This is a genomic window from Bradyrhizobium ferriligni, from assembly GCF_056837965.1.
Genome location: NZ_JBXEJO010000122.1, coordinates 1 through 14,895, shown reverse-complemented (window position 1 = coordinate 14,895; position 14,895 = coordinate 1). Strand labels below are relative to the sequence as shown.

General features: G+C 63.1%; 13 protein-coding genes and 2 pseudogenes. 8 read left to right on the top strand and 7 right to left on the bottom strand.

Annotated features, from left to right (window positions below; translation table 11 throughout):
- The 4 genes from AC1VNY_RS40940 to AC1VNY_RS40925 form a co-directional block, all read left to right on the top strand.
- The coding region (locus AC1VNY_RS40940) for an MFS transporter (protein WP_482409440.1) at positions 1–923 on the top strand (923 nt) is incomplete at its 5' end.
- Positions 924–927: 4 nt separating this feature from the next.
- Positions 928–1,917 carry a D-2-hydroxyacid dehydrogenase gene (locus AC1VNY_RS40935; RefSeq protein WP_482409439.1) on the top strand — a complete coding sequence of 330 codons (990 nt, stop codon included), beginning with the start codon at positions 928–930 and terminating at the stop codon, positions 1,915–1,917.
- Positions 1,918–2,514: 597 nt separating this feature from the next.
- Positions 2,515–3,516, top strand: coding sequence for an ornithine cyclodeaminase family protein (locus tag AC1VNY_RS40930; RefSeq protein WP_482409438.1), 1,002 nt, complete (start codon positions 2,515–2,517; stop codon positions 3,514–3,516).
- A gap of 23 nt (positions 3,517–3,539) precedes the next feature.
- Positions 3,540–4,352: a phosphate/phosphite/phosphonate ABC transporter substrate-binding protein gene (locus AC1VNY_RS40925; RefSeq protein ID WP_482409437.1), complete on the top strand. Its 813-nt coding sequence runs from the start codon at positions 3,540–3,542 to the stop codon at positions 4,350–4,352.
- Here AC1VNY_RS40925 and AC1VNY_RS40920 read toward each other — a convergent pair.
- The 3 genes from AC1VNY_RS40920 to hutI are packed head-to-tail and all read right to left on the bottom strand — an operon-like array spanning position 4,334 to position 7,856.
- A complete protein-coding gene (locus AC1VNY_RS40920) occupies positions 4,334–4,933 on the bottom strand; it encodes a HutD/Ves family protein (RefSeq protein ID WP_482409436.1) in 600 nt (199 codons plus the stop codon). The genes AC1VNY_RS40925 and AC1VNY_RS40920 overlap by 19 nt on opposite strands.
- A 12-nt stretch (positions 4,934–4,945) precedes the next feature.
- The gene (gene hutU, locus AC1VNY_RS40915) at positions 4,946–6,610 is read right to left on the bottom strand and encodes a urocanate hydratase (protein ID WP_482409435.1); all 1,665 of its coding nucleotides are present in this window, start codon (positions 6,608–6,610) and stop codon (positions 4,946–4,948) included.
- A 34-nt stretch (positions 6,611–6,644) separates the two neighbouring features.
- Positions 6,645–7,856, bottom strand: a complete 1,212-nt coding sequence (gene hutI, locus AC1VNY_RS40910) for an imidazolonepropionase (protein WP_482409434.1) — start codon at positions 7,854–7,856, stop codon at positions 6,645–6,647.
- 112 nt (positions 7,857–7,968) lie between these two features.
- Between hutI and AC1VNY_RS40905 the strand changes: the two genes are divergently transcribed.
- Both AC1VNY_RS40905 and hutC read left to right on the top strand, forming a co-directional pair.
- On the top strand, positions 7,969–9,327 hold the full coding sequence (locus tag AC1VNY_RS40905; protein WP_482409441.1) for a formimidoylglutamate deiminase: 1,359 nt from the start codon (positions 7,969–7,971) through the stop codon (positions 9,325–9,327).
- Positions 9,324–10,067 carry a histidine utilization repressor gene (gene hutC / locus AC1VNY_RS40900; RefSeq protein ID WP_482409433.1) on the top strand — a complete coding sequence of 248 codons (744 nt, stop codon included), beginning with the start codon at positions 9,324–9,326 and terminating at the stop codon, positions 10,065–10,067. The genes AC1VNY_RS40905 and hutC overlap by 4 nt, the downstream gene beginning before the upstream one ends.
- Positions 10,068–10,073: 6 nt before the next feature.
- Here the strand turns inward: hutC and AC1VNY_RS40895 are convergent, their stop codons facing one another.
- Genes AC1VNY_RS40895 through AC1VNY_RS40885 form a run of 3 tightly spaced genes read right to left on the bottom strand, consistent with a single transcriptional unit; the run spans position 10,074 to position 12,784 of the window.
- Positions 10,074–11,117 carry an ABC transporter substrate-binding protein gene (locus AC1VNY_RS40895; protein ID WP_482409432.1) on the bottom strand — a complete coding sequence of 348 codons (1,044 nt, stop codon included), beginning with the start codon at positions 11,115–11,117 and terminating at the stop codon, positions 10,074–10,076.
- A gap of 18 nt (positions 11,118–11,135) precedes the next feature.
- The gene (locus tag AC1VNY_RS40890) at positions 11,136–11,978 is read right to left on the bottom strand and encodes an ABC transporter permease (protein WP_482409431.1); all 843 of its coding nucleotides are present in this window, start codon (positions 11,976–11,978) and stop codon (positions 11,136–11,138) included.
- Between the two features lie 14 nt (positions 11,979–11,992).
- Positions 11,993–12,784, bottom strand: a complete 792-nt coding sequence (locus AC1VNY_RS40885) for an ABC transporter ATP-binding protein (RefSeq protein WP_482409430.1) — start codon at positions 12,782–12,784, stop codon at positions 11,993–11,995.
- A gap of 360 nt (positions 12,785–13,144) precedes the next feature.
- Between AC1VNY_RS40885 and AC1VNY_RS40880 the strand changes: the two genes are divergently transcribed.
- A complete protein-coding gene (locus AC1VNY_RS40880) occupies positions 13,145–13,375 on the top strand; it encodes a hypothetical protein (RefSeq protein ID WP_482409429.1) in 231 nt (76 codons plus the stop codon).
- Between the two features lie 622 nt (positions 13,376–13,997).
- Here AC1VNY_RS40880 and AC1VNY_RS40875 read toward each other — a convergent pair.
- Positions 13,998–14,310, bottom strand: a pseudogene (locus AC1VNY_RS40875) (transposase); the annotation flags it as partial.
- A gap of 322 nt (positions 14,311–14,632) precedes the next feature.
- Here AC1VNY_RS40875 and AC1VNY_RS40870 point away from each other — a divergent pair.
- Positions 14,633–14,895: pseudogene (locus AC1VNY_RS40870) on the top strand (MBL fold metallo-hydrolase); the annotation flags it as partial.

Sequence of the window (14,895 nt, the reverse complement as noted above, 5' to 3'; positions counted from 1 at the left end):
GGGAATGGGGAGGGGCCGTCTTGATGGTGGTTGAACATGCGCCCTCCGATCAGCGCGGGCTCAACAGCGCTTGGCCTCAGCTTGGCGTACCGGCCGGCCTCGTTTTGTCGACGGGCGTCATGGCGATCTTTACGTCGCTGCCGCCCGACGATTTTGAAAGCTGGGGATGGCGCTGCCCGTTTTTGATCAGCATTCTGCTCGTCGCGATCGGCATGCTGATACGGCTCGCCATCGAAGAAACGCCGATCTTTGCCGATATGGCCGAGCAGGGGGAACTGAAGAAGTTTCCAGGCCTTGAGATCCTGAAACACAACAAGAGGTCAGTTCTGCTCGCTATCGGCGCGCGCTTTGCAGAGAACGGCTCCTTCTTCATCTTTAGTGTCTTCAGTCTCTCCTACGCTACCAAGTATTTGCACGTCAGTAGCGGCACGATTTTGACAGCCGTCGTGATTGCCGCTTTCGCTACGATGGGCACGATTCCCCTGTTCGCGAGCCTGACGGATCGCTTGGGACGCAGGCCGGTCTTCGTAGGCGGCGCCCTCTTTACCGGATTGTTCGCGTTTCCCTTCTTCTGGCTTCTTCAAACGGCAAACCCCGTCCTGATGACGTTGTCCGTGGTGTTAGCCTTGTCCGTGGGGTGGTCGGCCATGTATGCGCCGCAAGCGGCGTACTTCGCGGAGATGTTCGATCCCCAGGTGCGTTACTCCGGCATGTCGATTGGAGCGCAGCTCGTCGCCATCGTTGCGGGTGGGCCTTCGCCTCTCATCGCGACGGCGGCTATCGCGGCCACGAGCGGGCAACCCTGGCCTATTGCCCTGTGGCTCATTGGTGTGTCGGCCGTAACGCTGCTGTCGCTCGCATTGGCACCCGAGACGGCCGGGCGCGATCTGGGGCTAAAACGATCCCTCGGAGGAAGAGAGTAACAGCATGGCCGTCGCTACAGGTGAACCGGTGCCACAAGAAAAAATCGTCTTTCTCGACCGGGGCAGTTTGCAGGCAACCCTCCGCCGCCCAAGCTTTGCCCATGATTGGATAGACTACGAGGCGACGAAGCCGACCGAGGTCGTTGCGCGATTAATTGGCGCCACGATCGCGGTTGTAAACAAGGTTCGCCTGCCGGAAGAGGTCCTGGCCCAGCTACCAAAACTTAAACTCATCGCCGTCGCTGCGACGGGAACGGATGTCATCGATGCCAAGGCTTGTGCTGATCGAAACATTTCAATCACGAATGTCCGTGGGTACGCGGTCCATTCGCTTCCGGAGCATGTTTTCGCGATGATCTTGGCGTTGCGTCGCAATCTTCGTTCGCATCAAGCGGCCGTCGACAGCGGTCACTGGTCGCGTTCCGAGCACTTCTGCGTGTTTTCTGGGTCCATGCACGATCTGTCCGGGTCCACGCTTGGTTTGCTGGGCTTTGGTGCGCTCGGGCGCGCCGTCGCGGCGCTTGGATTGGCGTTTGGAATGAAGGTCATCGCATTTGATCATTATCAAATCCAGGATGCAAATGTCGGCCGCGCATCCCTTGATGAGGTGCTCGCCAAGAGTGACGTACTGTCCTTGCATCTGCCGCTGACGCCTGCGACCCGGAACGTGATCAACAAGGGCAAATTGGCGCAGATGAAACCGTCGGCTATATTAATCAACACGGCGCGCGGAGGCCTCGTTGACGAGCAAGCCTTGGCGGATGCGCTAAAAGCCGGCAACATCGCGGGCGCAGGGATCGATGTGCTGTCAACCGAGCCACCCGAGGCCGACAATCCGCTCATCTCCCTCAATTCGCCGAAACTCATTTTGACGCCCCACGTGGCGTGGGCGAGTGACGAGGCGATGCAGACGCTTGCCGACCAGATGATCGACAACATCGAGGCCTTTATCGCGGGGCAACCGAAAAACCTTGTCCTGCCTAGTGCTTCGTAAGCGGGCGCGATCAAAATGACCCTTCTGTGGGATGATTCAAGAACATTCTTGCAGCGCGCCTTCGATCGGGCCGTCGCACAAGCCGATCCGAGGGTGGCCGTTTCGCCATTCCTACCCGAAAAGCCGCAGGGGCGAACGGCGTATCGAGTGCTCTCCGAAAATAAGGTACCGTTGTCACCGACAGACGTTACAGGCACCGATGGCGACCGTGAGCCGGCCACGCTCGATCGTTGCAGCCGAGAACACATCCGGCTCCCGGCGACTTGATAGGGACTACCGAGGGAACCCAAGCATAGCGGGCGCCCGTCGCAAGCACTGACCCGAACACGCCGGCGAATGGCCAAATCCGCCATGGGCAACGGCGTCGGTTTGTTGTTCGTGGCGCTTTCCAGTGGTTCTGGGTCTCTGAGTGACATGACTTGGAACGAGTCGTCGGCAATCGGCGCAATCAGTGAGTGCCGCCGCTAATATTTGACGCGACTGGGATCCGATTTCGCGAATTGCCACTAACGCCGGAGCGAGTCCGCGCGGCGTTGAATGATTGACAGGAATTTTCTCAAGAGTTATGTATAGACATATTATCAAGGGGATCTTGGTATGCCACCAATCTACATCGCCTATCTCAATCGGCTCGACATCGAAGAGCTAAAGATCACTGACCAGGAAATCCTCGCGGCGATCGAGACGAGCCTGGCTGCCCAAGGCAGGGGCGATACCGTGATCGAACCGCGCGTGCACCTGGAGCCAGGTGCGGCCAACGGGCACTTCAATGTGCTGCGCGGAGCGATCAAACCGCCGATCGACAGAGCCGGGGTCAAGATCGTCGGAGACTTCGTCGACAACTACAAGCTCGGCTTTCATTCCGAGCTGGGCATCCTGGCGCTGTTTGATCCCCGCACCGGCGCTCCTAGGGCGATCATGGATGCGAGCGGCATCACCGATATGCGCACCGGTGCGGTCACGGCGGTTGGCGCCAAATATCTCGCACGCAAGAACTCCAAGATCCTCGGTCATGTCGGCGCCCGCGGCACAGCCTACTGGAACGTGCGGCTGCTCAATCATCTCTTCGACTTCGACGAGATCCGCGTCCATTCGCGCCGCCAGGAAAGCCGCAACGGCTTTGCCGAGCGGCTGAGCCGCGATCTTGGCAAGAAGGTCGTTGCAACGGAGGATTGGCAGAGTTGCGTGGAGGGCGCCGACATCGTCGTCGAAGCCTCTCGCCTCGACAAGCCGACGCCGATGCTGAAGACCGAATGGATCAAGCCCGGCGCCTTCGTCGTGCCCTACGGAACGATGAGCGCAATCGAGCTGTCGCTGACGGACATGATGACGAAACTGGTAGTCGACGACTGGGGGCAGTGCAAGGGCGGCAAGTTTGGCAGCCTTCGCGCCCATGTCGAGGCCGGCAAGCTTTCCGAGAAGACGCTGCATGCCGAGCTCGGGCAGATCGTCGCCGGACTGCGGCCAGGACGCCAAAGCGATTCCGAGACGAACCTGCTCTGGCATCGCGGATTGTCGCTCTCCGACATTGCGCTGGGACATGCGATGCTGGAGAAGGCCGAACGGATCGGTGTTGGGCAAAGGCTGCGCTTCGCCTGACATTGGCGTGGAAGGGTCCGAACATGCGCTTTGGTGCCAATGCGCGAATGTATTCGGTCAGTCCGCCGGCTGCAGCGGCATGGAAGGAACTGTTCGGCTGGCTGGCGCACGAGGCCGGCGTCGAGCTTGACGTTATCGACCACGCTTTCCCGCTGCCACTGTCCGATCTGTGGTCGCGCGACGATCTCGCTTGCGCCTTCATGTGCGGATATCCGTTCATGCTGGCGCAGAAGCGGCTGCGGCCGGTCGCAGCCCCCGTTCCGGCCGGAGCGCCGATCCCCGGTCAAGCGGTCTACGCGACGCGGCTGCTGGTGCGCGCGGATTCCAGGTTCGACACGATCGAGGACACGTTCGGCGGTGTGATCGGGTACACGGTCGCGGATTCCCATTCCGGCTACAACGCGCTGCGCCATCACCTGCTGCCTCACTACCTGCAACGCGGTGCAAGACTCTATCGGGAGAGCGCCGGGCCGCTGACGACGCCTCGCCGTGTCCTCGACGCGTTGCAGGCGGGTGATATCGATATCGGCCCACTCGACAGTTACGCGCTGGACCTGATCTTGCACTACGAGGTTGATCTTATGTCGAAGATCAGGATCGTCGCGACGACCGATCGTGCGCCGATCCCTTTCCTTGTTGCCGCGCCCGGCTGCCCGGATGAAATCGTCGTCAGATTGCAGGCGACACTTGCAACCTTTGCCAACGCGCCTGCCTGCGCCGATTTGAGGGACAGGCTCTGTCTCGATGCCTTCGCGCCGGTCGAGGTGAATGACTATCAGCTGATGCTGCGATGGGATGCCGAGGCACGCGCCGCCGGTTACGTTGCGCCGGCCTGACCACGCATCTCGCGAAGCAGCACGAGATAGCACGCGCTCTCCGCGGCCGGAACGATCCGGCAGGGGGAATCGGCTGTGGACGTCAGGATCGCAGCATCGCCGCTCATCAGCGTCACCCTGACTCGGCGCGCGATCAAGTTGACCTCGCCGGAAGGAACGACGACCACGGCAGTCTCGCGATCACCGAAGTCGCAATTCATGGGGAAGCGGACACGCTGCAGCCGGTGATCGAACAGGCCGCGCCGCGTCATCACGTTGAGGTCGGTGATCGGGCCGGCAAGCAGACGCGCCGAGGTCGGCGTGTCACCCGGGAAGCGCATGGGCTCCGAGGTGCCATCGAGCACGATGTCCGCGACATTGCCGATCGTCAGTGCCAATCCGCGATCTGTCGTCACGGCGAGGCTTCGGTCGATGCCGTCGAATTCCGAGAATGGCCCGTCGGAGGCTACACGAGCCATGCTGATGCGCCAGGCAAAATCGTCGAGCGAGGCATTGGCGGGCTCGACGGCGATCTCGGTGGTTTCGCCGCCGCCATTCTTCCAGGCCGTGGTACGGCAATCGGCGGCGCGGATGATCCTCACGGCAAGCCGTCCTCAGCCGAGGCTCGGCAGATCGAGATTGTTGGCGCGCGCGCAATCAATCGCGACCTCGTAACCGGCGTCGGCATGGCGCATCACGCCGCTTGCGGGATCATTCCAGAGCACGCGCGCGACACGCTGCGCGGCCTCCGGCGTGCCGTCGCAGACGATCACCATGCCGGCGTGCTGCGAATAGCCGATCCCGACACCACCGCCATGATGCAGCGACACCCAGGTAGCCCCGCCGGCGCAGTTGAGCAGCGCGTTCAGCATTGGCCAGTCGGATACGGCGTCGGAGCCATCGCGCATCGCCTCGGTCTCGCGATTGGGCGAGGCGACCGATCCGGAGTCGAGATGATCGCGCCCGATCACGATCGGCGCCTTCAGCTCGCCGCGCGCCACCATCTCGTTGAACGCGAGCCCGAGCCGATGACGATCGCCGAGGCCGACCCAGCAGATACGAGCCGGCAGTCCCTGGAATGCAATCCGCTCGCGCGCCATGTCGAGCCAATGATGCAGCGAGGCATCGTTCGGCATCAGTTCCTTTACCTTGGCGTCGGTGCGATAAATGTCTTCCGGATCGCCCGACAGCGCCGCCCAGCGGAACGGGCCGATACCGCGGCAAAACAGCGGGCGGATATAGGCCGGCACGAAGCCGGGAAAGTCGAAGGCATCCTCGACCCCTTCCTCGAGCGCCATCTGGCGGATATTGTTGCCGTAGTCGACGACCGGGACGCGCATGTGGTGAAAGTCGAGCATCGCGCGGACATGCTCGGCCATCGAGGCGCGCGCGGCGCGATCAACCGCTTTCGGGTCGCTTTCGCGCCGTGATTGCCAGTCGTTGATCGTCCAGCCCTTCGGCAGATAGCCGTTGACCGGATCGTGCGCCGAGGTCTGGTCGGTAACGGCGTCGGGACGCACACCGCGCCGCACCAGCTCGGGAAAGATCTCTGCCGCATTGCCGAGTAGCCCGACCGAGACCGGCTTCCGCGTCCGTCCGGCTTCCTCAATGATGGCGAGTGCCTCGTCGAGGTCCTTTGCCTGCTGATCGAGATAGCGCGTGCGCAGCCGCATCTCGATGCGCGAGGGCTGGCATTCAACGGCGAGGCACGACGCGCCCGCCATCACCGCGGCGAGCGGCTGCGCGCCGCCCATGCCGCCGAGGCCGGCGGTGAGAATCCATTTGCCGGCCAGGCTGCCACCGTAGTGCCGGCGTCCGAGCTCAGCGAAGGTCTCGTAGGTACCCTGAACGATGCCCTGACTGCCGATATAGATCCAGGAGCCGGCCGTCATCTGGCCGTACATCATCAGACCCTTGCGATCGAGCAGATTGAAATGCTCCCACGTCGCCCAGTGCGGCACCAGGTTGGAGTTGGCGATCAAGACGCGCGGCGCATCTGGATGGGTGCGAAAAACGCCAACCGGCTTGCCGGATTGCACGGCCAAGGTCTGGTCACCTTCGAGGCGGCGTAGCGTCGTGACGATCCGGTCGAAACTTTCCCAGTCGCGCGCGGCGCGTCCGATGCCGCCATAGACGACGAGCTCGCCCGGCCGCTCGGCGACGTCCGGATCGAGATTGTTCATCAGCATTCGCAGCGGCGCCTCGGTCAGCCAGCTTTTCGCAGAAAGCGCGGTGCCGCGCGGCGCACGGATGACGCGGGCGTTATCGATACGTGTCATGGAAGCACATCCAATGGTGAGGGGAATGCTGCGGTCACGTCTGGCCTCGCCAGACGCGCGCGTGCAACGGGTTGAAGCCGATCCGGTAGACCAGCTCGGCGGGGCGCTCGACGTCCCAGATCGCGAGATCGCAGTGCTTGCCGGCATCGAGGCTGCCGGTCTTGTCTAGCAGCCCGAGCGCGCGGGCGGCCTCGCGGGTCACGGCGGTGAGGCATTCCTCGACCGTCAGGCGGAACAGGGTCGCTCCCATGTTCATGGTCAGCAGCAGTGAAGTGAGGGGCGACGAGCCGGGATTGCTGTCCGTCGCCAGCGCAATCGGGACGCAGTGTTTACGCATCAGCTCGATCGGCGGCGCCTGCCGCTCACGCAGAAAGTAATACGCGCCGGGAAGTACGACCGCGACCGTTCCGGCGCGCGCCATCGCCGAAACGCCATCCTCATCGGCATATTCCAGGTGGTCGGCAGACAGGGCGCCGAACCTCGCGGCGAGCGCGGCGCCGCCGAGATTCGACAATTGATCGGCATGCAGCTTGATCGGAAGGTTGTGCCGGCGCGCGCAGGAAAATACCTGCTCGGTCTCTTCCACCGAGAACGCGATCGTCTCGCAGAAGGCGTCGACGGCGTCGAGCAGGCCTTCGGCCGCGAGCACTGGAATCATGCCGCAGACATCGGCGATGTAGGCCTTGGAATCCCCGGCCCGTTCCGGCGGCAGCGCATGGGCGCCGAGGAACGTGGTCCGCACCGTGACCGGATTGACCTGCGCCAACCTGCGCGCGGCGCGAAGCTGGCGGCGCTCGGTCGCAAGCTCCAGTCCGTAGCCCGATTTGATTTCGATGGTGGTGACGCCTTCGGCGAGCAGCGTGTCGAGGCGGCGCTGCGCGGAGGCGACGAGATCGCCCTCGCTGGCGCTTCGCGTCGCCTTCACCGTCGACACGATACCGCCGCCGCGCCGGGCAATCTCCTCATAGCTGGCGCCCGCGAGTCTCAACTCGAATTCCTCGGCACGGTTGCCGCCAAAAACGAGATGAGTGTGGCAGTCGATCAGGCCGGGTGTGATCCAGCGCCCATCGCAGTCGATGCTCTCGGCGGCAGCAAGGCCGGTCGGCGCGTCGGCCCGCGAACCGGCATACACGATGATCCCGTGCCTCGTGGCGATCAGGCCGTCCTCGACAACGCCAAGTCCCTCGCGTTCCGGAGAGAGCGTGGCGAGCCGGCAGTGATGCCAGATCCGGTCAACGACTGTCATGATATTGCAGGCCCGTCATCTCTCCATCGGCCGCTTGGCTGGGAGATCGAATTTGTCTATACATATTATATCGAGGCGGGCTTTGTCCAGCATCGCCGATCAGGAGAGTAGATTGACCCAGCTGCATTTCAAGCAGGCCCTGCTGCCGGGCGGGTGGTCGCGCGATGTGCTAGTGTCGATCGAAGGCGGCCGGATCGCTGCCGTCGCTACCGGTATCACGGCGACCGGTGCCGATGAACTCCACGCGATCGGATTGCCGGGCCTGCCCAATCTGCACAGTCACGGCTTTCAGCGCGGCATGGCGGGTCTCACCGAGATCCGTGGCGCCTCGTCCGACAGCTTCTGGACCTGGCGCGAGCTGATGTACAGGTTCGTCGATCGCATGACGCCGGACGACGTGGAGGCGATTACGGCGCAGGCCTATGTCGAGATGCTCGAGGCCGGCTTCACGCGGGTAGGCGAGTTTCATTATGTCCATCACGATCCGTCCGGCGCGCCCTACGACGATATCGCCGAACTGGCCGGACGCATCGCCGCGGCCGCGCAGGTGAGCGGCATCGGACTGACCTTGCTGCCGGTGTTCTATGCTCATGGCGGATTTGGCGGCTACGCCGCCGATCCAGGGCAAAGGCGCTTCCTCAACAGTGTCGATCGGTTTGCGCAGCTGGTTGAAGGCGCTCGCCACAGCATTGCTGGATGCGATGCGGCGAATGTCGGCATCGCGCCGCACTCGCTCCGCGCGATCACGCCGGACGAACTGGCTGTCGTCGTGCCGCTCGGCGCCGGCGGACCGATCCATATCCACGTCGCGGAGCAAACCAAGGAGGTGGACGACTGCGTCGCGTGGTGCGGGGCGCGGCCTGTCCAGTGGCTACTCGATCACGCGCCAGTCGACCGCAACTGGTGCCTGGTTCATGCCACGCACATGACGGATCAGGAAAGTCGCACCCTGGCAATGTCGGGCGCGGTCGCCGGGCTCTGTCCCGTGACCGAGGCAAATCTTGGCGACGGCATCTTCGATGCGCCGAGGTTTTGTGCGGCCGGCGGCCGATTCGGCGTCGGATCGGACTCCAATGTCCTTATCGGTGTCGCCGACGAACTGCGCCAGCTCGAATATTCACAGCGCATGACGTTGCGCGTGCGCAACGTCATGGCAGCGCCGCAAACCGCGTCGAGCGGACGCGCGCTGTTCGATGGTGCTCTGGCCGGTGGCTCGCAGGCGCTCGGCGTGAGCGGCGGCATTGCGCCCGGACTTGCGGCCGATCTCGTCAGCCTTGATGCCGAGAGCCTGGCGCTGGCCGGCCGGTCTGGCGATGCCGTCCTTGACGGCTGGATATTCGGCAGCGCGCGCCCACTCGTGGACTGCGTCTGGACATCGGGACGTAAGGTTGTGACAAGGGGCAAGCATCACCGGGCGGAATCGGTCGCAGCCATTTTCCGCCGGCGACTTGAGGGCTTGCTGACAGAATGACATCACCATCGAAACGGAGAACGTCCGCAGGCGGCACTCTCCATCAACGTATCCGCAATGACATCGAGGGCCGCATTCTGTCAGGCGAGTGGCCGCCCGGCTACCGTCTGCCGTTCGAACACGAGCTGATGGACACCTATTCCTGCGCGCGAATGACTGCAAACAAGGTGCTTTCGGCGCTGGCCGCCTCAGGGCTCGTCGAGCGCCGGCGCCGCGCCGGCAGCTTCGTCGCGCGCCCGAAAGTGCATTCCGCCGTACTGCAGATTCCGGACCTCAAGGCGGAGGTCGAGAATCGCGGCGAGCAATACGGCTACGAGCTGCTGGAACGGCAGCAGCGTGGTGCAACGCGCGAGGACAGGGGGCGGCTTGAGGTTTACCTCCGCGAACCCATTATGGCGCTGCGCTGCCGTCACAATGCCGCGGACCAGCCGTTCGCGCTGGAGGACCGGCTGCTCAATCTCAAGGCGGTGCCGGATGCCGCCAAGCAGGATTTCTCGCAGGTCGCGCCGAGCACCTGGCTGGTCGACCATGTCCCGTGGACTGAAGCCGAGCATCGTATCTCGGCGCGCAATGCCGACGCGGCGGTTGCCGCCGAACTCTCCGTCGAGGTCGGGGCAGCCTGTCTTGTCATCGAACGATGGACCTGGCGCAACGGCGAGCCGATTACCGCTGTGCGTTTCACGCATCCCGCCGATCTCTATGACCTGGTCGCACGATTCACGCCGAGCGGTCAGGCGTAGGCATCCTCATTGTTTCGCCTTGGCTGCATCGACGTAGCGGTTGGTCCAGAGATCGTCCTCGGACGCCGCGGCGTCGAACTCCTTGCCGAAATTGGTGCCGATCTCCCTAGCGAAAGTCAGCGCGTTCTGCATGCTCTGGACGTCGATCCTGCCGCCGTCGGCGACGCCGCTGCTCATGACTTTCACCGCGGCCGCAATCGCTTGCGGATCGGCCTTGGGGAAGAATTGCTTGTGGATTGCCTCGGCGGTTTCGTCGGTCTTGCTGACCGTCGCAACGCTGGCCAGCTGGAGCGCCTTGGCCGTCCTGGTGATGAGGTCGGCGGTTGCAGGGCTGATCGGTTTTTTGGCGACGAGCACGAGGTAGGGCTGATTGGCTAGCAGCGGAAAGTCGTCGCCGAGCGACACCAGCACGACACCTGTGCCCGCCCTCTCGGCCAAGAACCCTTCAGGCGGCGACAGCAGGAAGGCGTCGATCCGCTTCGCTTCCATTGCGGCTTGAATGGCGGTCGGATTGCCGACCTGTGCGACCTTGAGATCGGCTTTTGGATCGAGCCCACCCTTGCTGGCGAGCCAACGTGCCGCAACCTCCTGCACGCCGGCAAGGGCCGTGGCGCCGATGAGGCCGCCTTTGATTGCCACGATCCGCTTCTCAAGCGGGTCGGTCGGCTTCACGCCGGTGCGTTCCGCAAGTGCCTTCGAGACGGTGAGCTGAAGCGTGACCTTCGACATCAGCGAGTACACGATCTCGAACGGCTGGCCCTTCGCCACGGCGCGCAGCGTCGCGTCGGGGCCGACGGCTGCAAGCTCGATATCGCCGGCATCGAGCGCTGCAAGGGCGGACGAGTCGCCACCGGGCAGCGCCACCACGGTGGCGTTCAGCCCTTGCGACTTGAAGGTATCAAGCGCGCGCGCCGACCAGATCGGCAGGAAACTCAAGGTCGGCGCGCCGAGCCCGATCCGCACCGCCTGCTGCGCCGACGCCGTATCGAGCATGAGCGCCAGTACGGCGCCGATGATCGCCAGCCTCGCCAAACTCGTGGTCTTGCGCATGATGGTCTCCCGTATTCTTCAGATGTCGGCGGGGCCGGCACCCGACAGCGCGCGCCAGCGCAGCAGCCTGCGCTCCAGGCGCCCTGCGAGAACGTTGGCGACGGTGACGAATGCAAGCAGAATGACGATGCCCGCGAAGACGCCGGCCGGATCATAAGTCGACGACGCCTCGTGGATGAACAGGCCAAGACCCTGCGCCGACGAGGTGAACTCGCCGACGATCACGCCGATCACGCTGTAGGGGATCGCAAGCCGCATGCCGAGCATGACATACGGCGCCGCAGCCGGCAGGAATACGTGATACGTGAGCTGACGCTGGTTCGCGCCCATAATCAGCGTGAGGTTAACGAGCTCACGGTCGACGCTGCGCACGCCCGCAAACACGTTATAGAAGACGAGGAAGAACACCATGATCGCGGCGAGCGCGATCTTCGATCCCATCCCGATGCCGAACCAGATGATGAACAACGGCGCCAGCGCGATCTTGGGGATGCCATAGAACGCCATCACATAAGGTTCGAAGATTCGCGCAAGCCGCGGCGACCGGCCGAGCGCATAGCCGCCGATGACCCCGCCGGCCACGCCGATGACGTAACCGAACACGAGCTCCTGGCCGGTCGTCCACAGGTGCGGATAAATCTCGCCGGATGCAAACAGCTCGTACAGCCGCTGGGCGACCGCGGTCGGCTTGCTGACATAGATCTCCTTGATCAGACGGCCGGATGCCCATTGCCAGAACAGCAGCAGCGCAATCCCCGGCAGCAGTTTCAGCAACCATTGCAGCGGCTTTGCTGCGCTCGCAGCGAGGCTTCGGCGCGCGGTGGCGTCGCCGGCAGGGGCGTCATACGCCGTGTCGGTCATCGGCTTGCCCTCCGTCAATGAACCCGTCCGGTATCGATCTGCGAGCGGAACTCGGTCCAGACCGCGTCGTAGGCGGCCTCGAAGCCCGGATTGCGGAACGGCTCGAACATGTTGCGCGGCCGCGGCAGATCGATCGGGATATTGGCGAGCAGCCGCGACGGCCGCTGGCTCAGCACTACGACATGGTCGGCCAGCAACACGGCCTCGGTGATGTCGTGGGTCACGAAAATCACGGTCGCACCAGCCTCCATCGAGAGGCTCTGCAGATCGCTCTGCATCACCATGCGGGTCTGCGCGTCGAGCGCTCCAAACGGCTCGTCCATCAGAATGATATCCGGACGATAGACCAAGGTGCGTGCGATCGAGCCGCGCTTCTGCATGCCGCCCGAGAGCTGACTCGGAAAATGCTGTTCAAAGCCGTTGAGTCCGACTGAATTGAGCGCGTCGGCGACGCGCTCGCGTCGCTCATCGGCCGCAACGCCACGCAGCAGCAGCGGCAGTTCGACGTTCTCGGCGAGAGTTTTCCAGGGAAACAACTGGGCTTGCTGCGGCACGAAGCCGACTTCGGTGTTGATCGATCCGATCTTGCGCCCGCGGTGATGCACCGCACCACGGGTCGGGATCAAGAGGCCGGCGGCCATCTGCAACAGCGTGCTCTTGCCGCAGCCGCTCGGTCCGATCACGGCGACGAAGTTGCCGTGGTCGACGTCGAAACTGATGCCGTCGAGCACGCGGACCTTGTTCCGCTGCCCCGGTGACGGAAAGTCCTGTCCGATCCCGTCGAAGACGAGTGCCCGGTCATTCATGCCGACGATCCTTATTCGAACATGTCTATACATAATTGAAGCCGTCCGAATGGGCAAGCCGGATCGGCGCTGAGATTTTGGTCTGGCGTGCCCAGAGCCGCGGCAGGGAATGGTCGAGCAGTGGCAGCGATCTGCGGCGTTCGCTGCATTTGGTATTTCCTATCGGCGGCTTCGCTCGATCGGGATTGGTCGCGCTGAGGGCCTTCAACAAACGTTGGGGGAACCGAAACACCGATCAATGAAGAAAAGAAACATGGCCGACAGCGTTTTCACGGGTACGATCGATCTCCCAACCGACTGATCGAGAGCGGCTATGTTCTGGTCGGTGACGGCAAGGTGCAGTCCGTTGGCGCCGAAGCGATGCAGGTAGACGAAAAGCACGGCGGTGCCGGCTTTCTGGTGTTGCCAGGTGCGATCGACGCCCAAGTGCACAGCCGCAACCAACTCGGGCAGGAGGATTTCGTCTGGTCGACGCGGAGCGCTGCAACCGGCGGTGTGACTACGATTGTCGACATGCCCTATGACAACAATTGTCTGATCGCCACTGCCGAGCGCTTACGCAGAGCCGCAATGTGCTGCGCCCAGCATTGAGGAGCCTCGCGCATCTCGGCGGCGTACCGGGCACGGTTATATACACCGGCAACGCCGACCCGGTGGCCGCTGACGTGGTTTAGGATCGCCTCTACGATGTGAGGCAACACGCCAAGCCGGTCGGCCATAACCGTGGACGCCGATCTCCGGAGATCGTCAACTGTCCAATGGGGCAGGGGTTCGCCTAGGGCCTCGGCGATGCGCTCATCAAGCGCTGCCTTCGACTTTGACCAGCCGGAGAACCCACGATGGGATCACCGCTGCGTCGGGGTCCGTAACCAAAGAGGAAGTCTCGGCCGTCTCGGCGGGGCGGGAGCAGGGCCAAGGCGGCGGGAACTAATGGCAGCAAGTGATGCTCGCGATGGTTCTTGGTTCGGGTACCCGGCAGGGTCCAGAGGCCCGAACTAGTATCGAGTTCGGCCCATTGCATGCTGCCCACTTCATGACGGCGTTGGGCTGTGAGCAGCAACAAACGCACGATGCGTCTGTAATCGTCATCGCCGCTGGCCCACCAGATGGCCGACAACTCCGTCTCGGTGAGGACCCGTTCGCGGCTGCTCGGCTGCGCGGGTCGATTAGTGCCGAGAACCGGGTTCGCAGCGATGTCGAGTCCCTCGCGTATTGCCCAGTTGAACATTGAGGACAGCCATATCCGGATAGATGCGAGTTGAACGAAGGCAAGGTAGTTTCCCGCAAGCCTGTCATAGCGTGTTGCTACACGACGACATGGCTTGATCCTGTTGAAGAACCGTTCGACCTTGTTGCGAGCGCGATAAAGATATGGGCTGAAGCAGATCGGATCGCTGCGACTGCTTTTCGGGGGGATGTTGGCCCATGCCCCTTTTTCATGGGCAGCTCTCTGATCCAGTCGCGTCATAGCCATGGTCGGCAAGCAGCGTTGACCCGGGCTTCAGGTGAGAGAGCAGTCTTCCGGCAACGGTCTGGCGAGACGCAACGCTTCCGGGCAGGCCCCGGTTGGACGCTTACCGGGTAGAAGCGGACATCGGCCAGCCGACAATCTCCGCTGAAACCGTCGAAAATGACTCGAACCGGACCAATGTGACTCGCCACTCGATCCCACGCGGGATAGGATGAGTCTAATCCTCGTGTTCGGTACACTAACGCCTCCGCCTTGGAGCGCGTTTCCGCGTGATGCCTTCGGCAGCAAAGGCCGCGTAAAAGGAGGATTTGATCGTGTTAATTTGCCAGTGTAACGCAATTCATCGACGCGATGTGGTATGCGGCGGCGGTGCCGCCTTGTTCAGCGCCGTCGTGGCGACGCTGATCGGCAGCGGGAAGGCGGTACGCGCAGAACCGGTCGCCGGTAAGGTTCCGGAGATCGATCGTGTGGCAGTGCGCGTGGTCGTCGACAGCTACCAATTCGCTGTCGCGCCGAGCCGGAAGGTTTCCGATGTTGAGATTGAGCACTTCGGCTGGGGCATCGGCAGTGGCAAGCCGCCGGGTAAAACGTTGATCAGTGAGTTCGGATTGTCGATGCACGTCGAGTCGCGGCGTGACAA